Source organism: Novipirellula herctigrandis, assembly GCA_007859835.1.
Taxonomy (GTDB): domain Bacteria; phylum Planctomycetota; class Planctomycetia; order Pirellulales; family Pirellulaceae; genus Novipirellula_A; species Novipirellula_A herctigrandis.
This window is the reverse complement of sequence record SJPJ01000001.1, coordinates 5979375-6003117: the sequence shown is the minus strand read 5'-3', so window position 1 is coordinate 6003117 and position 23743 is coordinate 5979375. Positions and strand designations below refer to the sequence as shown.

The following is a 23743-nucleotide window of genomic DNA, read 5'->3' as shown; positions in this document are numbered from 1 at the left end:
TCGTCAATGATCAGGTTTCAGTTGTTGAAAGCTCAAAGTCTTTACTAACCTGGGTCTGGTCAGGCACGACGAACGGAATTTCCCAAGTTCGCTTCAGCTCTGGTTCAGCCACAGGCTTGCTTTCTGATTTTTTTGGGTTCCTGCTTCCACGCTTTGCCTGTGCCGCCGTGGTGGCAACACCAGCCTCTTGGATTGCCGGTTCGATTCCAATCATGACACGATGAGAACCTTGGTAGGGGCCATTGGAATGGTGAAACGAATACTTACCATCCACAATAACGGTTGTTGCCGCAGGCCCGACAGTTCCCCTAGCGGGCAAAAAGCTGAGCGAACCGCTTTTGACATTTTGCCCATCCACTTTGACGATTCCCGCAACAGCATGCCGTAGCGGCTCTTTTGACGAACCACATCCCAGCGCCGCCAAAGCGATCAGCAAGCTAGAAAAGATACAAATCGGTTTGGGCAACAGGATAATCCGCGAAAAGGAGTAACGTGAGAACCCATTGTCGCGAAGGAAGGCCGAAAAGGCAAATGTCAGACTTTCGAAGCGATCTTCGTGATCGCTTCGGGCAGGGCGATGCATTCTTGCTCGAAGACTCGCGCAGCCAAGGCATCGGCCGTGTCGTCTTTCAAAACCGGACAGGATCGCTGGACGATAATCGGACCATTATCGTATTCATTGTCGACGTAATGGACGGTACACCCAGTTACTTTCACACCGCGTTCCAGTACGGCTTGGTGAACACGATGGCCATACATTCCCGCACCGCCGAATGCAGGCAAAAGCGACGGATGTATATTAATGACGCGATTTTCAAAATCGTTGGGGATCAGAACATGGTTCAAGTAACCGGCAAATACAACCAAGTCGACACCCGCTTTGCGGCACGGATCAAACATTTCTCGCGAATGCTCGAACGGATCACGATGATCTCGCTTTCGTACCACTCGCGTATCGATCCCATCGTCGCGAGCGATCTCGATTCCGCGAACATCGTCGCGACTGGCGATTACCAAGCGAATATCGATTGGCAAATCAAACTCTTCGCGCCGATGGATCAAATTGGCCAAAGTTCGACCGCTGCCGCTAAGAAAAACGGCGATCTTTAGAATCCGGTCCGACATTAGCTCTTCTCCACTTGCACGTAAACTTGGCCAAATTCGGTTTCCACCGGATCGACCGAGGCAACCGCTGCTAGATCCAATTTACTCGCCAACGTCTCGCCACAAATCAGATCACGATGCATTGTTACCGCCGCCTTCACGTCTTCCTCATCGCTGACCACACCGACCACGATTCGGTCTGTGTAATCACACTGCATTTCTTTACGTTGATTTTGGATGGTGCGAATTAAATCCTTCGCGACACCTTCTTGGCGCAGTTCATCGGTCACTTCGGTATTGAGAACCACCACCGAACCGCTACCTTGTGCTGCGGCCCAACCTTGTTTGGCCTGCAAACGGACTTCGATGTCTTCGTTATCGAGTTTAAGCGTTTCGGCACCGGGCAACTCGATCGAAACGAAGCCATCTTTGGCTAATGCTGTCAGTAGAGTATTGCCATCGGTCTCGGCAAGCATCTTTTTCACCACCGGCATATTTTTGCCGACGCGTGGCCCGAGCCGCTTGAAGTTCGGCACAACGCTGTACTGAACATACTGGTCGCCATCGGTGGTGTAGTCGACCGCTTTGACGTTCAATTCTTCGCGGACAAGCGAATCATGCGTTTTCAGCCAAGCGATTTCGGATTCATCCGCTAGAACCACTTCGACCTTGGACAGCGGCAGCCGTACTTTCAATTTTGCTTCAGCACGAGCCGATCGGCCAAGCGATGCGATCTCGCGAAGTAACTTCATACTCGTCGAAAGCCCCGTATCGATCCGGCTCGCATCGGCAACAGGATAATCGCACAAATGAACGCTCTTTCGCGTGCCGCCAGCGAACGGATGCGTCAGATGCTGCCACAACGTTTCTGACAAAAATGGCACAAACGGCGCGACGAGTTTTGTCGTTTGCAATAGCGTTTCGTACAACGTCCAATAGGCGTCGTACTTATCCTGCGACGCCTTTTCGCTCGCCCAATACCGGTCGCGACTACGACGTACGTACCAATTGCTAAGTGCATCGACGAACGCCGACAACGCTTGGCATGCATTGTAGTTATCCAATTCATCCATGCATGAGACGACAACCTCGGTCGTGTGGTCTAGTTCCGACAAGACCCATCGATCGATTTCGCTACGTTCGTTGACATCACGATACGTCGGTGCAGAGGAAAGCGACTCAGGCGTCAATTGATCATCGGCTTTGGTCGCGGACGTCGGGTCGAAACCATCAATCGCTGCGTAGATGCTGAAGAAGCTAAAAACATTCCAAAGCCGCAACAAGAATTCAGGAATCGAATCCTTGATCGACTGTTCGCGGTACTGGATTGCCGTCCATGGTGGCTGGCCGGCAAAGAAGAACCATCGCAGCGCATCGGCACCATACTTGTCAAAGATCTCGCTCGGCTCGCGGTAGTTCTTCTTACTCTTGCTCATCTTCTTGCCGTCTTCGCCGAGCATCAAGCCCAGCACGATGCAATTGCGGTAAGGATGAGGATAGGCCTGCTCCGCGAAATTAGGAGCCGCCTTGTTCGTTGAATTTTTGTTCGTTGAATTTTCGTTCGTTGAATTTTCAGTGATCGTGGAACCTTCGCCGAACAACATTGTGCTGATCGCCAATTGGCTATAGAACCAACCACGCGTCTGATCGAGCGCTTCGCTAATAAAGTCAGCAGGGAATTGATCCTGGAAGCGGTCGTTGTTCTGTTGCGGCCAACCCCACTGGGCAAACGGCATCGCACCGCTGTCGTACCAACAATCGATCACTTCGGTCACACGTTTCATCCGAGCACCTTTGGCGAACGGCGAATCGTACGTGACCGCATCGATGTAAGGCTTGTGTACACGGAGATCATCCGCTAACTCGGGATTCTCCGCTTTGGCCTTCGCCCAAACCTCGGTCCCTTCGATCCCCGGTTTAGCGAGCAATTCGTCGTAGTTGCCGATCGCTTCCATTCGTCCGGTTTCTTGGCAAACCCAGATTGGAAGGGGCGTGCCCCAATAGCGTTCGCGCGACAGCGCCCAATCAACATTGGATTCCAAAAAGTTGCCGAAGCGGCCATCGCGAATGTGTTCGGGTTGCCATCCGATTTGCGAGTTATTCTTCAGCATCAAATCGCGGAACCGCGTGGTGCGAATGAACCAACTTCGCCGTGGGTATTGGATCAATGGGTCTTCGTCGGCACGCCAACAGAACGGATAATCGTGAAGATATTGATCGAGCAGTAACAAGCGACCTGCTTCACGAAGCGTTCGAGCAAGTGGCTTGTCAGCGTCTTTGACCCAGACGCCTTTCATTTCAGGGAACTCATCCGTGAATTTGCCGTCGGGCCCAACAGCGCATAACAACTCAGGTCGATCCGATTCAACGAATCGTTTCTGTTCTTCGATCAGCACGTCGTAGTCAACTTCACCAAATGCCGGTGCTTGATGCACCACGCCGCTACCGGATTCGGTGGTGACAAAGTTGGCTGCCACGACTCGCCATAGCTTGTGCTCCGTTTCGCCTGTGGTCAGTTCCCCCGTCGCCTCACCAAGCGTCTTATGATAGGCATCAAATGGGGGCACGTAGCGTTTGCCGATGAGCGATTGACCGCGAACGGTTTCAACAATGGGCAATTCGCGTTTGAGCTTTGCGGCAATCATTTCGACCAGTGCCGAGGCGATCACCAATTCGCAGCCAAGTTCCTCGTCACGAACCACCGAATATTCAAGTTCGGGATGGACCGCCGCAAACATGTTGCTTGGCAACGTCCATGGCGTCGTGGTCCAAACGACTAACGAACGACCGGGTGAATCGACCAGAGGGAACAACACGTAGACGCTTGGATCGGCGACCTCACGATAGCCTTGACCGACTTCACCGGCCGACAATGCCGTCCCACCTTGCGCCCACCACCAAACAATCTTGTGACCTTGATACAACAAACCTCGTTCGAACAGAGTCTTTAGACTCCACCAAACACTTTCGACATAGCTTTGATGGTAGGTGACGTAGGCTTCTTCGAGATCGACCCAGAAACCGAGTCGACGCGTCAGCGTTTGCCACTGCTGCATATATCGCCAAACACTTTGTTGGCATTTCTGGATAAACGGTTCGATGCCGTAAGCTTCGATTTCTTCTTTGCTGTGGATGCCAAGCTCTTTGCCGACTTCCACTTCCACCGGCAATCCGTGAGTGTCCCATCCCGCTTTGCGTTCACAGCGATAGCCTCGCATTGTCTTGTAGCGAGGAAAAACGTCCTTGATCGCACGGGTCAAACAATGCCCGGGGTGGGGCAGGCCGTTGGCGGTCGGCGGGCCTTCGTAGAAGACGAAGGAGGGAGCATCGGATCGCTGAGCTAGCGATTCTTGGTAGATATTGTTGTCGTCCCAAAATTTTAGGATATCGACTTCGAGATTGGGGAAGCTGGGATTGCTTGGGGGGGCACGAAAGGGGCTGACGGAATCAGACATCGGCTAAGGGTTTTGGCTAGTGGGTGAACAGTCGCACACGCTACGCATAGGCGACACGACCAAGATCGTCGAAGTTCAGAATGACAATCGGGAAAAGATAGCCGATTTGGCAGATATTTGTCATGGTGCCGGGCGACTTCTGCTTAGTTGACGATATCTTCCACGTCATCGAAGTCGTCAAAATCTTCAAAATCTTCGACTTCTTCGTCATTTTCGCCACTGCTTAGGCCAAATTCGGCACTGATTTCGTCGTCGATTTCGATTTCATAGTCGTCTTGGAGTTCTTCCTCGAAATCGTCGTCAAAATCGTCATCGAAGTCGTCTTCGTCGATGTCATCGAACTCGTCCACGTCGTCGTCTTCGTCGAGCCCGTCGTTAAAACCTTCGTCCGTACCGGCCCCATCGCCGTCCTCATCACCTTCGCTCCCGAAGCCGTCGTCCTCATCATCGTCGTCGTCATCGTCGTCATCCAAGTCGTCATCATCGTCGAGCACTAAAATCGGCGTCGAAACGGTGGCATTGCTCAAAACAGGGCTCGGAACCGACATCGGAATCGTGTCACCGTCGCCACTGACGACAATCGCAATGGGCAAAGTTGGATTGGAAACACTCGATGACGCGTCCCCAATGGGAAGGCCGTTGATTTCAATCGTGTCGGACTCGTTCGGGCCCGATTCGTTCGGGGAAAGGGAAACGATAGACATAGGTAAGGGACGTCTCGAAAGATTCGTGAAGAAAATACAGGCTTGCTTAGGGAAGCTGCGGTGTCTAGTTTGCCAAAATTGGCAGTTTAGAGAAGCTCACAAGAGTTTCTCGGTCGATCCGGTTTTGTCAACGCTGCCGTGAAGCCTGGGCCGATGAAAGTGTCAAGATTGGCTCAGTTCAGTTCAGGGCACCTCAGTTCAGTTCAGGGCAACTCGGCCGAGTTCGACTCCGCTCTAGCTTACTCATGCCACATTTTGATACCTGTTATCCAGCCGACAAGCCGACTACAGGGAATTCCTTACCGGATTTTCAATAGTAATGGTGATTTCCCACAATTTCGAGGGTTGAAGGCGAGCGCCTGCGACAGAATACCCGGCCCCGCTCCCAAAAGTGCCAATCCAAACAAACGGATACGAGATGACAAAAGTAGCTATTTTTTCCACGAGCCTGCTGATGATCACAATCGTGACCATCGCAACTGGCTGTGCCGGACGACAATATGCTCACATTTTGAAGAACGACGATATCGACATGGTGGGCAGCCATGCAGCAGGGGCGGCAACATGGAATCCGTTGGTCGATGAATCGGTCGCTAAACTGCTCGGCCGATGCCCGCCAGCAATCCAAGCTTGCGGATTCGACATGTCAGGGCAGGTTCCGGGCCAATTGGCCAGCCACACGCCCGATGGTCAAATCGGCTCGGCCTTGGCAGCCGGTCCAGCGACCGTTTGTTTCATCGGAATCGAAAACAAGAGTGCCGAAGAAATGATCGATTTCAAGGACCAACTGTACGAGCGAATCGATTCGCGGGTCAATTCGGCAGAAACCTTCCGCTGCATCAGCCGCCGGATGGTCGACGCCGCCCTATTGGAAACTCGACTTCGTCCCGATTCGCTGTTCCTACCAGAAAATCGCCAACTCTTCGCCGCCTCGCTCGGTCGTGCCGGAGCCCCCGTCGACTATTTGCTCTATGCGACAATCACAAGTGGCACGACGGACCGCAACAAAAGCAGCCAACGCGACTATGTGCTGACCCTCGAAATGGTGAATCTACATACCGGCGATTTCTTGAAAGAGTCTGCGGAAATTCGGAAAGGCTACTCGAAGTCACGGACAGGAAAATGGTGGAACTACGGCGCATTTGGGCAAGCCGACGGTTGATCCGCATGAAGCTGCCTTTTCCTTTCTTTTACGTGCTTGCGATGCTGCTAATCCCTAGTGGATGTGCGACACCGCTGCGCAAAATTGATACTGCTCGAAATGCCTTCGCCGCTGGCGATCTCGATACGTCACACACAACGTTTGCCGAATTGACCAAGTCACGTCGCAAGTTCGCTGACGCTGCGGAATTGGACCTAGCAATGGTCGAACTAGCGCAAGGCGACGCACGATCGGCTGAACAACGGTTGCGGAAACTACGCGACCAATTCGATGCGTTGCCAAGCGTCGCCCCCGTTTCGGAAGTGACATCGATCATCACCGACGACACCGCGCGAGTCTTTCGCCCGGCCGGTTACGAACAAGTGATGATCCGCACGATGTTGGCGGTATGTTCCTTGGCGACCGATGGATCCGACGCAGAGAGCTACGCCCTGCAAGCCGCGATGAAACAAAATGATCTCGCTGCGGATGCCGAGAAACAAGGCATCGAGAATGCCTCGGCCTCCTACCAACCGATCGCCTTTGCCCCGTATATCCGAGGGATTTTGCGAGAAGCAACTCACCACGATTACGATGATGCCGCCAAAGCGTACACATTAGTCAGTGCAGTTCAGCCCAGTTTTACTGCGGCGAATCGGGACATCGAGCGAGCCAGTTTCGGAAGTCACAGCTCGCCCGGCAATGGCGTTTTGTACGTGATCGGTTGCGTCGGTCGGGGGCCCGTGTTGCATGAGGTGGAAGCACCGACGACCACTTCGGCAATGCAAATCGCGTCGGCGATTCTGAACAATCAAAACAACAACGATGAAGGCCAAAGTGGCGAAGCGATCTCGCTGCCGAATATCGCAGCAGTGAAAGTCCCCGCCGTTTACACTCCAACATCGAATGTGATCGCAATTGGGGTACGAGCCGATGGCGTCGCGATCGGAGTGACCGAGACGTTGACCCATGTCGGGGAATTAGCCGCCAAACAAAACGCGGCTGAGATGCCTTGGACAATCGCCCGCGCGGTACTTCGGCGAACCGCCAAAGAGGCGGCCGTGGCGACTGCCGGAAACCAACTTGGGCTCGCCGGGACCGCTGGATCGCTGTTCCATTTTGCTGCCGCTTCGGCTTGGAGCAGTACCGAACATGCCGACACGCGGTGCTGGGGATTGTTGCCTCGTGAAATCCAAGTTCTCCGAGCCGAACTACCGGTGGGCGAGTATGACATCGGACTGAGTTCACTTGGTCAAAGCGGCCACGAAATTGGCAGCGGGCGAACCAAACGGGTCACCATGGTCGATGGACGCAATCAGTACATTATTGCGATCGCCCCAGACGAAGCGGTCTATTTGGCCCGCTAGTGCTATTTGCCGAAAAGTGCTGACAGCCTCTCTTACTTCCGCTGCAGCTCCATTTTCGGGTAGCGAGACTCGTCAAGAGTTTCGGCCTGAACTGGAAAATGCCAAAAGTCTCGGCGACTTTCACTACCACTCCAAATCCAAAATCAAGAGCGAGACGGAAAACGAGTCCCGATCGCCTCGGTTTACTGCTAGATTGTTAACTCGGGTTGTTTTTCACCTGTCTCGCCGAGGTTCCGTCCATGTCCACCCAACGCATCGCCGTCTACACTGGCTCGTTCGACCCCATTACGCTGGGGCATCTACACATTATCGAACGGGCTGCTCGGCTATTCGACCACTTGATTATCGGCATTGGGATCAACAAGGATAAGCGTCCGCTATTTGATACCGAAGAGCGAATCGCATTAGTCCGCACCGTCACCGAAAAGATCCAAAACACACGCGTGGAGGTCTTCGATGGCCTCGCAGTCGATTTCGTTCGCCAAATGAACGCCAAGATTATGGTCCGCGGCATCCGCCCGCTGACCGACACGGCTGGCGAATTCACCATGATGATGGCAAATCATCAACTCGACCCGGGACTCGAAACCGTGTTCCTGATGGCCGACGAACGGTTTACTCACGTCAGCAGTTCACTACTGAAGCAAATCGCATCCATGAGCGACAATGATGCTCACTTGGCGAAATTTGTCCCTCCGCAGGTGATCCCCGCGCTGCGAAAGCATATGCAGGGGCGGTGAATAAAAACGCCCTCTACCTAAACGCGATCACTCTCTATAATCCGTCACACTCGAACATAAATTCGCCCTACACGGCCATTTTTCCATAACCACTCGATTTCAAAACCACTCGATGAGCACTGCTTCCGCGACCTCTTCCGTTTCAGCGAATGCTGGCATTAAGGCCCCGATTCGTATTTACAACACTCTTAGCAAGACCAAAGAGGTCTTCCAACCGCTTCACCCGCCGAAAGTCGGCATTTACTTGTGTGGCCCGACGGTCTACGCGGAATCGCACATTGGCCACATGGTCGGCCCGGTCATTTTCGACACGGTCAAACGCTATTTAAGGTTCTGCGGCTACGACGTTTCACTTGTTATCAACATCACCGATGTCGACGACAAATTGATTGCCAAGAGCCGCGAACGAGGCATCCCGATCAGTCAAATCGCGTGCGAGATGACGGCCGATTATTTGTCCAACTTGAAAGAGTTAGGCGTCAACCAAATTGATCACTTGCCTCGCGCAACCGATCACATGAACCAAATCATTCGGTTCATCGAAAGCTTGGTTGAAAAAGGTTACGCCTACGAAGTCGACGGCGATGTCTTTTTCGATGTCACCAAAGACCCCAACTACGGCCAATTATCCAATCGCAGCATCGATGCGCAACAAGGCGAAGGCGGTGAAGCAGCGGCAAAGAAAAAGTCATCGGGCGACTTCGCTCTCTGGAAGAACGCTCGTCCAGGCGAGATTGCTTGGGAAAGCCCATGGGGACAGGGTCGCCCCGGATGGCACATCGAATGTTCCGCGATGAGCCACGAAATTCTTGGCGACACGTTTGACATTCATGGCGGCGGCTTGGATTTGATGTTCCCCCACCACGAAAACGAACGTGCTCAAAGCAGCTGCTGCCACGGTGCGCCCATGGTCAAGTATTGGATGCACAACGGACTGATGCGGGCAGGCGAGAAAGGCAAAGTTGGTGGAAAAAGCGATCGCGAAACGTCGGCCGACGAAGACGCAGCGGGCAAGATCAGCCGCAGCAAAGGCGCAGGCGGATTGTCCGAATTGATTCGCCGTCACACAGGCGAGCGGATTCGATTCTTCCTGCTTCGCACCCATTACCGATCGACCATCGTTTATGGCGAAGAAGGGCTGCAAGAAGCGGGCACGTCCCTCGAAACGTTCTATCGATTCTTTGATCGTTTCGATGAAATCACAGGCCAATCAGTCTACGATCTCGCCCCTGCAAAAACTCGCAGCGAAGGTGACTTCGATCCAGGGAAAGACAAACTGCTCGTCGAAATCCATGGCATCCGCGAAAAATTCTTGGCGGCGATGGATGATGACTTCAACACCGGTGCAGCGATTAGCACCCTGTTTGATTCTCTACGGCTTCTCAACCGCTACATTGACGACGCAAAACTCGATGCCAAGAGCGACAAAAACAGCCCCGAAGTCGAGTCGCTAGTCAAAGCTGTCACGGTAATCCGCCAATTGACCAATGTGCTCGGGATCTTCATCAAAGCACCACCAAAGTCCGGTGGTGATGATGGCGACGCCGCGATACTTGACAGTGTCGTCCACTTGTTGATCGATCTGAGAAAAGAAGCACGCGAGCGAAAAGATTACGCAACCGGCGACGCGATCCGCGACCGCCTAACTGGCCTCGGCATCGCGCTGTTAGATAAAAAAGAAGGCACTTCGTGGGAACGCAGTTCGTGAGCCATGCGAGCCAATCACGAATTCTCGGCATTGACCCTGGACTAAACACGACCGGCTACGGCGTGATTGAAGTCCACGGACAAACTATCAAGTTGTGTGAAGCAGGAATCATCCGCAGCCGCGCACAAGATTCAATCGAAAATCGACTGCAGGAACTTCACAACGGAATCAAAGAAGTGATCGAAGCGTTCTATCCCGAGCGGATGGCGCTAGAGCAATTGTTCTCGCATTACGCGCGGCCCCGAACCGCCATTTTGATGGGGCACGCCCGAGGAGTCATTTGCTTAGCCGCCGGCCAAGCGGGGATTCCAGTTTCGCATTATGAACCGACCCGAGTGAAAAAGGTCCTCACCGGAAACGGCCACGCTCCCAAACATCAAATGCAGCAAGCCGTTAAACTGCAACTTTCCCTTGCGACCGTCCCCGAGCCAGCGGACGTCGCTGATGCTCTCGCAATTGCCCTGTGTGGTCATCATCTGGCCGGGCATCATCCGGGCGGCAAAACACCTCTCGAAGTACAATTAATGGAATCGAAAAAGGGCAATAAGATTTCCAAATTAGAGTAGCTTCCATTCGCACCCCATCATCAGTTTTTCTGGCAAAGGAAACGAAACGTGCTCATCCGATTGACCCACCTCCCACTGATCCGCATGCTCGCTCTACCGTTATTGCTGCTGACAATCGCTTCGGTATTCTTTTGGCCGGGATCTGCGTGTGCTGACAATACCAAGCCGCAACCAAACATTTTGCTGATTTTGGTCGACGATATGGGATGGGGTGACTTAGGCGTCAATTTTCAAAACACGCGTACGAATCCGAAGCGGCACCGCACTCCGCACCTCGACGAAATGGCTGAAAGTGGCGTACGATTGGCCCAGCATTACTGTGCCGCGCCCGTATGTGCCCCCTCGCGTGCATCTCTTTTCACGGGCGTTCACCAAGGCAACGCAGTCGTCCGCGACAACCAATTCGATTGGCCGCTGGAAAACAACCATACCCTGGCAACCGTACTCCGCTCGGCTGGCTATAAAACTTGGCTGATAGGAAAGTACGGTCTTCATGGCGGAAAAGAAGTCGCCGATGAAGAGGACCAATCACCGGCCAATTGGTCGGCTTATCCGACCAAACGAGGATTTGACGAGTACTTTGGATATGTCCGTCACGTCGATGGCCATCAACATTACCCAGCCGATTCATGGCCCCTGGGAAATAGTCCCACACATATTGCCCCCAAACAAGTTTGGCACAACGATCGTGAAGTCTCCGGCGATTTGACGGGTTGTTACACCGCGGACCTTTTCACTGCGTTTACTAAGCAAGCGATCATCGATCATGCCAAAAAGCCTAGTGCGGAGCCGTTCTTTATGATGTTGGCGTTCGACACGCCCCACGCGGCGCTGCAGTTACCGACGATGGCCTATCCCGAGGGTGACGGTGTCGATGGTGGAATGCAGTGGATCGGAAAACCAGCCCACATGATCAACACGGCATCGCCCAACATTGATTGCTATCGCCACCCCGATTGTGATCGCCCTGATTGGACGGACGTGGAACAACGTTTTGCCACTTCGATCCGACGGATCGACGATTGCGTCGGCGATTTACGAGCGACGTTGGATGAATTGGGGATCGCTGACAATACGCTCATCGTGTTCACGTCCGACAACGGACCTCATTGCGAAAGTTACATCAAGGACGAATCCTACAAACCGACATCCTTTGCGTCCTATGGTCCGTTCGATGGAATCAAACGCGATTGCTGGGAAGGCGGCATACGCGTTCCGACACTCGCCTGCTGGCCTGGGCGGATCGAACCGTCGGTCGATCGGCGTCCATCGCAGTCCCACGATTGGATGCCGACATTTGCAGACGTAGCCGGAATCGCAGCACCAGCACGCACAGACGGAGTCTCCTTGATTCCACGGTGGATTTCCTCAAACCAGCCCGATGCGTTGCCAAGTCAAATCTACATCGAATACTTCAATGGCTCGCCAACGCCAAAATATGATTCCTTCGCCGTCAACCGACGTGGCCATCCAAGAAAACAAATGCAAGTTGTCTTTTTGGACGGCTTCAAAGGAGTCCGATATGTAATCAAAAACGCAACCGATCCGTTTGAAATCTACGATGTGGCTTCGGACCCCAGTGAACGAGTCAACCTCGCTGGTACAAGTCCAAAGTTCATCGCACTGCAAACGAGAATGCAACAGCGTGTGCTGCAATTGCGGCGGCCAAATCCGAGTGCCACGCGTCCCTACGATGACACCCCCGTGCCTGCGATGGAGCCTGCTTCGGATGGCAAATCCCCTCCAATGCAGTTGGCGTTATATCGTGGGGATTATCCGTATGTCCCTAGTGTCGATGGATTGAAACCCGAACGCACTATGGTTGTGGACGAAATCGACACCACACGTTTGCTCGACTTCCAAGGCGCTGCAAGTTGGAGTGGGGTCATCCATGTTGACGAAACACGAATGGTACATTTCGAGCTAAACAGCGAACACAAGGCCTTTCTTGAATTGCATCAAATCGGTTTGATTGACGCGGATTTCCAACGTACCACAGCGACATACAAAGAGTCGATTCAACTCGAAGCCGGCGACCACCCATTTCGCTTGACGGCGTTAATCGATGCAAAAGAAATCACAAATGCGAATCAGAATACCATCGGCCTGTCTGTGAAGTAACAACACGTGAAGCCCATCGATCAACGCTTCCAATTGCGTCTTCTTTATGGAAGCTGCGGTGGTCTCGGGTCAGCCGTAAATGGAGTCCCAGTTCCCTCAAAAAAAGAAGGGCCGGTTCTCACCGGCCCCAATCAAAAATCCAACAGCGGCCGGTGGGCACCGGCCTAACGCTTTGTTTAGCAAACTACATGGCTGCTTTGCAGCGGTCGGCGACGGCGTCCCAATCGACCACATTCCAGAATGCAGAAATGTAATCGGGCCGACGGTTTTGGTAGTTCAGATAATATGCGTGCTCCCAAACATCGAGACCGAGAATCGGGGTGCCGCTGATACCTGCGATCTCTTTGCCCATCAACGGGCTGTCTTGGTTCGCAGTGCTACCGATCTTTAGCTCGCCGCCATCGACATAGAGCCAAGCCCAACCACTTCCAAAACGAGTCGCACCGGCATTGCCGAATTGTTCCTTCATGGCATCGAACGAGCCGAAGGTCTTGTCGATGGCCGCAGCAAGATCGCCTGTTGGGCTGCCACCTTTGCCAGGCCCCATCACGGTCCAAAAGAGTGCGTGGTTCGCGTGTCCGCCACCATTGTTGCGAACCGCTCCGAGTTTATCCGCAGGGACCGCAGCCAGATCAGAAACCAAGTCCTCGATCGACTTGCTTTCCAACGCCGAACCGGCGATCGCGGCGTTGACTTTGGTAATGTAGGCTTGGTGATGCTTTGTGTGATGGATTTCCATCGTTTGTGCATCGATGTGGGGTGCCAATGCGTCGTAGGCGTAGGGCAGTGCAGGCAATGAATAAGCCATGTCCGTCAGTATGCTCCGTTTTGGGGTCAAGAATAGAAAAGCAACTTGTCTCTATTCAAAACGATAGCGGCATGGTCAAGCGTCGGGTAGTCCCTATATCGAATCCTCAATAATCTCACCCATTATGTAGCTTTTTAGGCTGGCGATTAATTGGGTGATACATGGATTCAGGGCTCGGCTACGGCGGTCGCGATTTCGAATTGGCCGGACGACGGCATGGACCTTTGTCCCCTGCCATTTCCGGTTCGGTGTGCCCGCTTGATCAAACTTTTTCTGTTCGCTGAGGGTCAATTGCGCGTCGAGGGTAATATGGTGGTCGATGCGACGGCGTCCGCCCGTCGTGCAAACCGCATTGACTTTCAGGGACACTTGGTTTTCGTTGACGCGGATAACTTTTGCATCATGATCGGCAATAAATCCTCGTAGTTTTTCAATCGCCAAATCGACCGGGACAGGCGTCAAAATATCAAACTCACTGATTTGCCGCGCATCGCCACTTTCAAACAAGCCAAACCAACTTCGCTTGCGTGGTTCGGAATGCTGAACGGGGCAATTCCCCGCCCCGAGTTGGATGACTCGGTTGCGTCCATTGTCCTTCGCTTTTAGCAAAGCCCGGTCGGCGCGAGCCAGAATCGTTTCAGCCGAATCGCCTGCTTGATATTCGGTCACGCCGAAACTCGCTGTCACCGCAGCCCCCCCAAGGCTCGATAGTGGCGTTCGTTCAAGTGCGCCGCGAATCACTTCAGCTCGTTTCGTGGCCGTTGCATTGTCACAATCTTTGCAAATCAGCAGGAATTCTTCGCCACCGTATCGAGCGACGACATCGCCATCGCGACTATGGTTTTCCAACGTCGAAGCGAATTGGATCAAAGCTTGGTCACCGGCGGGATGCCCGTGAACATCATTGACGCGTTTGAAGTGATCAATATCACAAATGATCAAACTAAACGTCGCGCCACCGCTAGACGTCTTTTCAGCGGCGGCAGTCAACCGCGAATCAAAATAGGCTCGGTTAAAGATACCGGTCAATGAATCACGAGTGGTTTGCTCATGCAGGGTTTCGACTTTTTCTTCGAGCGACGCTTGATCCGAAAGGTCACGAATCACGACCACAACGCCAAACGACGTTCGCGCATCGCCAGTGACCGGAGAGACCTGAACATGCACGGGAATCGGCCGCTGACCAGGACGTTCAAGTAACATCGGGCGCGAGATACATGTCCCATTGAGAAGACACTCCGATACGACACATGCATTCTCATGACGTGAAGCGTCTCGTTCGCGAAGTCGAATGGTCTCATCGCTCCAAACTTTGCCCCCGATCGCATCGGCACTGATCGATGTGATTCGCTGCATGGCGTCGTTCCATCGCGTGATCGTTCCTTCATTGTCAGTAAAGGCAATGCCGTCTTTAAGTTTGCCGACCAATTGGTTTAGAAAGAATGCTTCACTTCGGAGCGAAGGACTAATTGCTTCGCTAAAATCATTACTTGTCGATGCCCAAAGGGATGCACCTGAGTTACCCTGTAGATTTTTCAGCCAACGATCCGCGACAATTCCTTGCAGCACCTCGGGACGATCTTCTACCATGCGACTGAAGTCGATGACCAATTCGGGATCGAATTGCGTTCCGCTCCCCTTCGACAATTCCTGAATTGCACGTTCGCGACTCATCGCATTGCGATAAACATGATCCGTTGTCATTGCGTCGAAAGCATCGGCAATCGAGAGCATCCGCGATCCCAGTGGCAATGCATCGCCCTGAGGACCATCTTCGCAGCGACGACTCTCGAACCAAGTGTTGGCGTGCAGGACGGTGTCAAGAAGCTCTGAATCGTCCGTGCAGCCATGAAGAATCTCGCACCCCAAACGACTGCAGCAATCCATCGTCAATTGTTCTTCGACAGTCAATTTGCCTGGTTTACGAAGAATCCGATCGGGAATCCCGATTTTTCCCAAATCATGCAATAGCGCAGCGACCTCGATCCGGTCACGCTGGGCATCTTCCAGGCCGAGTCGATGTGCCCAAGTCGAGCACGACAACGCAACGCGTAAACTATGAGCGGCAGTGGCGACGTGTTTGGCCCGAAGCGAATAAAACAACGACGTCGCGATCCCAAGCCGGACCATCGCCAAACGGTTTTCAAATTTCAGATCAACTTTATTGACAGCCGGATTCTCTTCCGCAGCGGGAGCGGCGTCCTGTAATCCAGCGAGCAACATCTCGAGCTGGTTCCGTTTCTCGGGCAAGACGCTGGTCGCGGATTCGGCATCAAGAGCAGACAGAAACGGTGCGGCGACAGGGTTCGTGAATGCAGATGTAGCGATTGAGTCGGTCATGCGGGCATCATGAGAATGCGAACAGTGAATTACTTGTTATAGAAAACACTACGTCGCAAACGATTAGGTCGCCAAAACATCTGGCAAAAAAACAGCGTGGAATTTCCGTGGTGGACACAAGGAAACCTCTTCCTGCACACCTCCACCACCCACAAGAGGGAGCCATGGACATTCCGGTTCGGCCTAACCTTGATACTGGGAGCTTTGTAGCAAAAAAATCGCGAACTCTTCGACCGACTCGTACGGACTCTAGGGATAATGCTTGCGATTCGGGTCTGGTGTACCTACTATTGATAAAAGCCTGCGAAACCACTTGGGCCAGTGCTTTTGGGGGCAGTTTTGTTGATTTGGATTCCTCCTTTCGTTTCGGTGTCGTACTTGTGAGTCTTTCCGAGGTTGATCGTCAGCTTCTTCAAAGGTGCCTGGATCGTGCTCCGCGCGCTTGGCAGAATTTCGTAGACCGATTCTTGGGGTTGGCTGTCCACGTGGCAAACCACACGGCGGAGTCTCGCGGCATCACTTTGGACGAATCAACTCGCGATGATTTGGTTTCAGAAGTCTTTCTAGCAATAATCGCTGACGACCTCGGCGTACTCCGCCGCTTCCGACGCAACTGTTCGCTTGCAACGTACCTAACCGTGATCTCAAGACGCGTCATCGCTCGACGACTCACGGCGTCACAGAAAACGCCCCAACCGACCGCTCAAGTGGAATCGGCCAGTCCCTCGGGCAATGGGCATCACTCACGGATCGAAAATTCGGAAGAAGTGCAGCAACTGATGTTGCGACTCGATCCTCAAGAAGCCAACGTTGTTCGGATGTACCATCTCGAAGGCAAAACGTACCAAGAAATCAGCCAAGTGGTCGGCATGTCCGAAAACAGCATCGGCCCGGTTTTGAGCCGAGCCAGAGCCAAAATGCGTGGCACGAGCGGCACGACGTCAAGCAGCTAGCAACATTCGCCAGACGAGCAACACGAATCAGCAATTGGCAGCGACCCGGGACGCGAGAGTCGCTTTATGCCATTGGCATCGATGCGAATGAATTGGTCCCGGTAAGGCCCCTCATCAATTCGCTTGAAGGCTGCTTTGCCTACCATCGCCGGTTCCCCACGCCAAAACTCTTGACCAAACTCATCGCGAACGCCTGAGAATGGGCCTCGATAGATAACCATTTGGTCTTCTTGGTCCTCTTCCACCTCAGCGTCGGTTTTGTAGGCAATCACGGTCGCCGAACGAAACTCGATTCCTTCGACCACTTGCCACGGTTCCTGCTGCAGCAAAACCATCTCGACTCCGTAGAATCCGACTTCTTCAAACGCTTTCAAAAAGTCAGTATCGCGGAATGCACCGGAGATACATCCGCTCCATAATTCGGGATCCTGTTGCATGTGCGATGGCACCGGTTGATCCGACACAATGTCGCTAATCACCGCACGACCACCCACTCGCAAGACGCGAAAAATCTCTTGGAACAATTTCTCCTTCTCGGCCGCATCCACCAAATTCAAAACGCAGTTACTGACCACCACGTCGACCGAGTGATCGGCAATCATAGGCGTTTCTTTACGCATCTTTGCAAGGAACGATTCGAACTCGCGCAACGATTGCTCATTGGCGACCGGATTGTCCCTTAAGAACGCATCAACAATGTCTCGGTCGATCGCCATATCTTGGATTCGACCTTTGAAAAATTGAACGTTGTCGTGTCCGATCTTTTCTGCCACGATGGGTTGACTGTTACGGGCGAGCGCGAGCATCTTGTCGTTCATGTCGACACCAATCACTCGACCCAATGGCCCCACGACTTGCGATGCGATAAAACAAATTTTCCCGCCACCGCTGCCAAGATCCAAGACCGTTTCCCCTTGGCAAACATACTTCGATGGATCACCGCAGCCATAGTCCCGATCAATCACCTCTTGTGGAATCGCCTCTAAAAAACGAGCATCATAGTCAATTGGGCAACATAGAGATGGTTCGACCGCCTCCGCCGCAGCCGAGTAGCGGGTGGCAACGACCGATTCGGTATCTGTATTGAGTGTCATCTTAGGTTAAAACGGACTTTTGGCAGAAATGATGTTGGAATCTTACGGTGAGATTCCTCGCTTCGTGCATCTTACGCTAAAACACGAATTAACGCCCCCCGGGATGGAATGCACCCGAAAACACCTCTTGAATCTCGCCGCAGAAGCCTTGACAAAGCGTCGCAAAACACACTTCTTGACTCATCTAGAAAGACGCCTACCAAACGAGCCGTTGGTGGGCATTTGCGAATGTGCAATGCGGCGTCTGACGTTCAAAACAGAGTGGAACTCGTCTGATGTTTCAGCGTGCTTTACTGACTTCCTTCATGCGTTTCAAAAAAGACGCCGTGCTTGTGGCGAATGATCTCGCCTTCGACTAAGTAGATGACATCTTCAGAGATACTCTCGGCCAAATCGGCGATTCGCTCGATATGCCGTGATGCACTAAAACAATGAACCGCAGGCTCAATCATTTCGGAATTGCTAGTCATCATTTCGTGCAATTGATCGATGATAATTTTATTGAGCGCATCGACCATCGCGTCCGTTCGAATGACTTCGACTGCCTTTGCTGGATCGTCTTCGACAAAAGAATCGAGTGCGTTACGGACCATGTCGTTCGCGACGGTGACCATTTCGATCAACTCTTCGGGAGCCCGAAACAGCGGATGCAAATCGAGAGCCCGAGCACGCTCGGCAATGTTGCAGGCCAAATCGGCCATGCGTTCCAAGTCGCTGTTAACCTTGATCACCGTGATCACACGCCGTAAGTCACTCGCTACCGGCTGATAGAGTGCGAGCAGTTTCAAACACTCTTCTTCGATCTGAATTTCGGCTTGATCAATCCCCTCGTCCGATGCAATCACGCGATCCGCTAAGTCGGTTCGACGTTCCACGAGTGAGCGAACTGCCAATTGAATCATCTGCTCGACTCTGCCGAACTGCTCGACCAGTGATTGACGAAGTGCGTCGAGGCCACGTTGAAGATGCTTGGACATAAAGTAAAAGCGGAAAATAAAAGTGTTCGAGAGAGTGAATTGCAACGGTGGAAAGCAGTTTGTTGACTAACCGAATTTGCCGCGCACGTAGTCTTCGGTTTGCTTGTTCTTGGGCATCGTGAAGACTCGTTCCGTGTCTTCGAATTCGATCAATCGTCCATCGAAGAAAAACGCCGTCTTGTCACTCGATCGCGATGCTTGCTGCATGTTATGTGTGACAATGATGATCGTGTACTGTTTTCGCAATTCAAAAATCAAATTCTCAATCGCCAGCGTACTGGCCGGATCAAGCGCGCTACATGGTTCGTCCATCAACAATACTTCGGGGCCGACTGCGATCGCGCGGGCGATGCAAAGTCGCTGCTGTTGACCTCCGGACAATCCAAGCGCCGAGCCATTCAATCGATCTTTGACTTCATCCCAAACCGCAGCCTTGCGAAGCGACCATTCCACCAAGTCGTCCAACTCGCTTCGGCGTAGCTTCATGTGCAAACGTGGACCGAACGCGACGTTATCGTAGATGCTCTTGGGAAACGGGTTTGCCTTTTGAAAAACGATTCCGACACGGCGTCGTAAGTCAACCGTATCAGTGTCTTTGCTGAGAAGATCCAAGTCGTTCAGCCGAACGGTTCCCGTCGCTTTCGCGGAGATGACCGTATCATTCATCCGGTTGAACCACCGCAACAATGTACTTTTTCCACAGCCACTTGGCCCAATAAATGCCGTGACATGGTTTTTAGGGATATCGATTGAAATCGAATGCAATGCTTGAAAATCACCATACCACGCACACAAATTTTCGGTGTGGATGGCTGTTTCCAGCGGTCCAGACGGGTTGGTTTGTGGTGATTCGGCTTTTGGCTTGGCTTCAGATACTTCGTTCATCAAACCGATCGATTCTGTGTTTGGTGACAACATGCGAGTCATATTGCTTCTAACTTAAAGGTTTCTGCATTCGATGTCGGATCATGACCGCAATCGCGTTGAACGACAGCAGAATCCCCAGCAAAATGATAATCCCACCGGCGGCGAGCGAGTGAAATTCATCTTGGGGTCGGCTCGTCCAGTTATAAATCTGAAGCGGCATCACCGTATAGCTGTCCATCAAATGCTGAGGGGCATTTCGGATATAAACAATCCCAGCAATGATCAAAATGGGTGCGGTTTCCCCGACGGCTCGGCTCATCGCTAAGATCGATCCGGTCATGATTCCAGGAATCGCAGACGGAAGCGTCACATTCCAAACCACCTGCCACGGTGTCGCGCCAATCCCAAGCGCCCCATCTCGCAGCGACGATGGGACCGCCCTCAGTGCTTCTTGTGTACTAATGATGATTACTGGCAAAATGACCAACATCAGCGTCAACGCGCCGGCCAAGACGCCGCGGCCAAACGGCAATTGAAAATAATACCAAGCTTTTTCGCTGATCCGGCCAGGCACAGCCAATGAATCGATACTCGTCGCCAAAGCCTCGGGATCGGTCGGCATTTCGGCCATCGCATCCACCACGTGTACCTCAGCCGGTACCAATCCGTCTCCACGGTTCTCAAACGCAACCATCCCCTCGGTCGGTACCGTCGGATCGTCGCTACGTTTTTCTACCGGCACCAAGAAATAGCGTTCATCAACTTCTTGGCCCATCGTTAGGAAAGGATCGCTTCCCACATTGCTGAATTGATCATAGTAAGTCGCCCCCACTTCCCAAACGGCGGCACCAGGTTGCTTGGCATTGCCGAAGAGCGAAAACATCGAAACGAAAGCGGTCAATCCTAGGATTCCGTAAACAACGCTCGGCACGCCAGCAAGATTGCTAATATTCAATTGAATCACACTATAAAACCAAGCGGCTACCTTCGTTCGCGGCTTGAACTCCTCGAGCAATACGGCCGTTGCGACTCCCACCGGCAAGGTGATCAATGCACACAGCGAACAAATCCAAATCGTCCCCATCAATGCAGGGAACATGCCCGCCTCCGTCGGTTCAGGTTCGGGCGTGCCGCTTAACAATACCCACGAAAGAGAGGGAATCCCTTGAACGATAATCGAGGTTAACAGTGCAATCAGGACCAACACCGAAACCGTTGCGATTCCCACGCATAGAATTCGAAATGCGTTGTCATGCCGCAAGCGTCTGCGATTGTCGACTGGCTCTACTTTCGCCAATCGTTGTGCGATTCCACTGTCCCCAATATCATCGGCTTCTGTCTTTTCTTTACTCATTCGTATGTCTCCCGAAAACGCTTACGGATCATATTGCCGATCATCGTTAGCGAGAGCGTCATAACGAAAAGGGTGAAGGCAACCGCATACATTGAGTAATATTCGGTACCAAAGTTGGACACATCACCTCCGGCCATTTGAACCATAAACCCGGTCATCGTTTGAATTTCATCGCGCGGATCGAGTGTCATCTGAGGTCGACTGCCGGCTGCTAACGCGACGATCATCGTCTCGCCAATCGCCCGAGCAATCGCAAGTAAAAAGGCACTGATGATACCGCTCAGCGCCGCAGGGACAATCACTTTCACCGACGCATCAAACCGGGTCCCGCCCAATCCATATGCCGCATCACGCAGTGACGTCGGCACCGCTTGCAGTGCATCTTCGGCAAGCGAACAGACCGTTGGAAAACACAAAACACCTACTGCAATTCCCGCACTCATCGCGTTGTAAACATTGAATCCCTCGTGCAACCATTGCAAAATCGGCGTGATCGTCGTTAGAGCAAAGAATCCATAAACAACCGTGGGAATGCCTGCCAAGACTTCCAACACTGGTTTGAGAACCGAGCGAACGCGGACCGGTGCGTATTCACTGAGATAGATCGCCGTGATCAGACCAAGCGGTAGGGCAAAGCACATTGCGATTGCCGTGATCAGCAGGGTCCCACTGATCAGGCCCCAAATACCGAAACTCTTGGTTGCGCCAAGGAGCGGTGTCCATTCGCTGGAACCAAGAAAATTTTTCAAGCTGACTTCTTCGAAGCCAAAGAACACAATCGTTTCGGTCAAGAGCACGCCGACAATCGCGACGGTAATCAAGACCGAAAAAACGCCACAGCAAATCAACGAGAAAAAGATCGCTTTTTCCCTCAGCCGTATCGTCGCCAAACTCCTTCGCTCGCGAGAGAAGAAGCTTCGAATTCGAGCCTCTGCAGGAGGACTAGGATCGATCACGGTTGACATTAGCTAGATCGGGAACGGTAGTGAATCGGAACAACTGTTGGAAAATGGAGCTGAGCTGAGCTGAGCTGAGCTGAGCTGAGCTGAGCTGAGCAGGGCAGGGCAGAGCAGGGCAGGGGAACCCCGAATGAGTTCCCCACACCTTATCTGCTACCAATCGATCAGTCGACCAGCGTCGCAGGGGTGTAGAGTTCGGTGACCGGACCGGATCGTTTTTCCATTTCATCGGTCAAATAGTGTGTCCCCACTTTTCCGCCACGGCAATGATTCATCGCTTGAGCGTAAACCGTTTTGGGAAGCGCGACATATCCCGTTTTGCTTGCTAGTTCAGGAGCCTTCAGCAAGTAGTATGCAACGAATCGCTTGACTTCGGGACGTCGAAATGACTGAGCGTTGACATAGATGAATAGCGGCCGACTGAACGGTGCATAGGTTCCATTTTCAATCGTCTGGGCCGTTGGTGAAACAGGCTCGTTCAATTCGGGGTTAACGATCGCGACCGACTTGAGCTTGTCCTTGTTTTCTTCATAGTAAGCGACACCAAAGAAACCAATTGCGTTTGGAGATCCCGAAACGCCAGTTACCAGGACGTTGTCGTCTTCGCTGGTACTCATGTCCCAGCGGAGCGAACCTTCACCAGCAACGACCTCTTTGAAGTAGTCAAACGTTCCCGAATCGGTCCCGGGGGCAAAAATTTTAATGGGATTCTTCGGCCATCCTTGACGCACTTCGGCCCAAGTTTTTGCTGCACCTTCCGTCGTGAAAATTTTCTTGATCTCGTCCACCGTCAGGTGATCGACCCAATCGTTACTCTTGTGGACAACCAACGTTAATCCATCATAGGCGACGGGCAATTCATAGAACCGGATTCCCGAATCTTTCGCAGCACTAAACTCTTTAGCCTTGATCGGGCGTGAAGCGTCGGAAATATCCGTTTGACCGATAGTGAACCGCTTGAAACCACCGCCGGTACCAGAAACTCCTACGTTGACCTTGACGTTGGGGAAGTCCTTCGTAAAGCCACTCGCTGCAGCCTCACTGATCGGATAAACCGTGCTACTGCCGTCAATTTCGACTTTGCCTAGGAGGCTCGTATTTTGAGCGGACAACGAATTGGTCAAAAGAAAACTTGCCAATAAGGCGGGTGCGACGGATGCCAGGGATCTGAGTTTCATCTGTTTTTCTGCTCGCTTCGATTGTTCTAAAGCTTGAGGAAGTTAATCTTGAAACAACTTCAGCAGGCTAACACCGTTAGCGTCGATAAACGAGGCCGACTTCCATGATGAAACAATTAAGATTGCGTTAAGAAACGCAGCCGGCCGTAGCGACAGGGGAAATCATGATGGGAAGTCGTGTGCGTTTAGCAACTTAACTTCGACGCATTGCACCCTTTTCTCTGGGCTTCCGCCCCCTACTTTGGAGTGCGTTCGTCGGGCTGAAAAGTCAGTCCCCTACTTCCGTACCGCCCACAATTCCGTTTGG

19 protein-coding genes are annotated in these 23743 nt (G+C 52.6%); 7 read left to right on the top strand and 12 right to left on the bottom strand.

Features of this window, described 5'->3' with window-relative positions; genetic code table 11:
* Window positions 1-10: 10 nt before the first annotated feature.
* From CA13_RS21995 to CA13_RS35475, 4 genes are all read right to left on the bottom strand, one after another.
* The gene (locus tag CA13_RS21995) at window positions 11-583 is read right to left on the bottom strand and encodes a hypothetical protein (RefSeq protein WP_146400299.1); all 573 of its coding nucleotides are present in this window, start codon (window positions 581-583) and stop codon (window positions 11-13) included.
* Window positions 535-1125, bottom strand: coding sequence for a phosphoribosylglycinamide formyltransferase (purN, locus tag CA13_RS21990; protein ID WP_146400297.1), 591 nt, complete (start codon window positions 1123-1125; stop codon window positions 535-537). The genes CA13_RS21995 and purN overlap by 49 nt, the downstream gene beginning before the upstream one ends.
* On the bottom strand, window positions 1125-4559 hold the full coding sequence (ileS, locus tag CA13_RS21985) for an isoleucine--tRNA ligase (RefSeq protein ID WP_146400295.1): 3435 nt from the start codon (window positions 4557-4559) through the stop codon (window positions 1125-1127). Before ileS ends, purN begins: the two co-directional genes overlap by 1 nt.
* 143 nt (window positions 4560-4702) lie before the next feature.
* Window positions 4703-5263, bottom strand: a complete 561-nt coding sequence (locus CA13_RS35475; protein ID WP_419194678.1) for a hypothetical protein — start codon at window positions 5261-5263, stop codon at window positions 4703-4705.
* 418 nt (window positions 5264-5681) lie between these two features.
* On the opposite strand from CA13_RS35475, the gene CA13_RS21975 reads away from it, so the two are divergent.
* From CA13_RS21975 to CA13_RS21950, 6 genes are all read left to right on the top strand, one after another.
* On the top strand, window positions 5682-6425 hold the full coding sequence (locus CA13_RS21975) for a penicillin-binding protein activator LpoB (protein ID WP_146400293.1): 744 nt from the start codon (window positions 5682-5684) through the stop codon (window positions 6423-6425).
* A gap of 5 nt (window positions 6426-6430) precedes the next feature.
* A complete protein-coding gene (locus tag CA13_RS21970; protein ID WP_419194677.1) occupies window positions 6431-7771 on the top strand; it encodes a COG3014 family protein in 1341 nt (446 codons plus the stop codon).
* 239 nt (window positions 7772-8010) lie between these two features.
* Window positions 8011-8511 (top strand): pantetheine-phosphate adenylyltransferase, encoded by a 501-nt coding sequence (gene coaD, locus CA13_RS21965; RefSeq protein ID WP_146400290.1) that lies wholly within the window; start codon window positions 8011-8013, stop codon window positions 8509-8511.
* 112 nt (window positions 8512-8623) lie between these two features.
* Window positions 8624-10219, top strand: a complete 1596-nt coding sequence (gene cysS / locus CA13_RS21960; RefSeq protein ID WP_146400288.1) for a cysteine--tRNA ligase — start codon at window positions 8624-8626, stop codon at window positions 10217-10219.
* On the top strand, window positions 10216-10785 hold the full coding sequence (ruvC, locus tag CA13_RS21955) for a crossover junction endodeoxyribonuclease RuvC (protein WP_419194676.1): 570 nt from the start codon (window positions 10216-10218) through the stop codon (window positions 10783-10785). The genes cysS and ruvC overlap by 4 nt, the downstream gene beginning before the upstream one ends.
* Window positions 10786-10869: 84 nt before the next feature.
* Window positions 10870-12906, top strand: coding sequence for a sulfatase-like hydrolase/transferase (locus tag CA13_RS21950; RefSeq protein WP_146400284.1), 2037 nt, complete (start codon window positions 10870-10872; stop codon window positions 12904-12906).
* 184 nt (window positions 12907-13090) lie between these two features.
* On the opposite strand, the gene CA13_RS21945 is transcribed toward CA13_RS21950, so the two are convergent.
* Both CA13_RS21945 and CA13_RS21940 read right to left on the bottom strand, forming a co-directional pair.
* Complete coding sequence (locus CA13_RS21945) at window positions 13091-13714, bottom strand: superoxide dismutase (RefSeq protein ID WP_146400282.1); 624 nt, start codon at window positions 13712-13714, stop codon at window positions 13091-13093.
* 93 nt (window positions 13715-13807) lie between these two features.
* Window positions 13808-16054, bottom strand: coding sequence for a sensor domain-containing diguanylate cyclase/phosphohydrolase (locus CA13_RS21940; RefSeq protein ID WP_146400280.1), 2247 nt, complete (start codon window positions 16052-16054; stop codon window positions 13808-13810).
* Between the two features lie 380 nt (window positions 16055-16434).
* Between CA13_RS21940 and CA13_RS21935 the strand changes: the two genes are divergently transcribed.
* Complete coding sequence (locus CA13_RS21935; protein ID WP_146403823.1) at window positions 16435-17007, top strand: sigma-70 family RNA polymerase sigma factor; 573 nt, start codon at window positions 16435-16437, stop codon at window positions 17005-17007.
* Here the strand turns inward: CA13_RS21935 and CA13_RS21930 are convergent.
* From CA13_RS21930 to CA13_RS21905, 6 genes are all read right to left on the bottom strand, one after another.
* On the bottom strand, window positions 17004-18101 hold the full coding sequence (locus CA13_RS21930) for a methyltransferase domain-containing protein (protein ID WP_146400278.1): 1098 nt from the start codon (window positions 18099-18101) through the stop codon (window positions 17004-17006). The two genes, CA13_RS21935 and CA13_RS21930, sit on opposite strands and share 4 nt — an antisense overlap.
* Before the next feature lie 290 nt (window positions 18102-18391).
* Window positions 18392-19078, bottom strand: coding sequence for a phosphate signaling complex protein PhoU (gene phoU, locus CA13_RS21925; protein ID WP_146400276.1), 687 nt, complete (start codon window positions 19076-19078; stop codon window positions 18392-18394).
* 66 nt (window positions 19079-19144) lie between these two features.
* The gene (gene pstB, locus CA13_RS21920; protein ID WP_146400274.1) at window positions 19145-19963 is read right to left on the bottom strand and encodes a phosphate ABC transporter ATP-binding protein PstB; all 819 of its coding nucleotides are present in this window, start codon (window positions 19961-19963) and stop codon (window positions 19145-19147) included.
* Between the two features lie 49 nt (window positions 19964-20012).
* Complete coding sequence (locus CA13_RS21915; protein ID WP_146400271.1) at window positions 20013-21299, bottom strand: PstA family ABC transporter permease; 1287 nt, start codon at window positions 21297-21299, stop codon at window positions 20013-20015.
* Entirely contained in the window at window positions 21296-22264 is a 969-nt protein-coding gene (pstC, locus tag CA13_RS21910; protein WP_146400269.1) for a phosphate ABC transporter permease subunit PstC, read from the bottom strand. The genes CA13_RS21915 and pstC overlap by 4 nt, the downstream gene beginning before the upstream one ends.
* Before the next feature lie 158 nt (window positions 22265-22422).
* Entirely contained in the window at window positions 22423-23436 is a 1014-nt protein-coding gene (locus CA13_RS21905; protein ID WP_146400267.1) for a PstS family phosphate ABC transporter substrate-binding protein, read from the bottom strand.
* Between the last annotated feature and the right edge of the window lie 307 nt (window positions 23437-23743).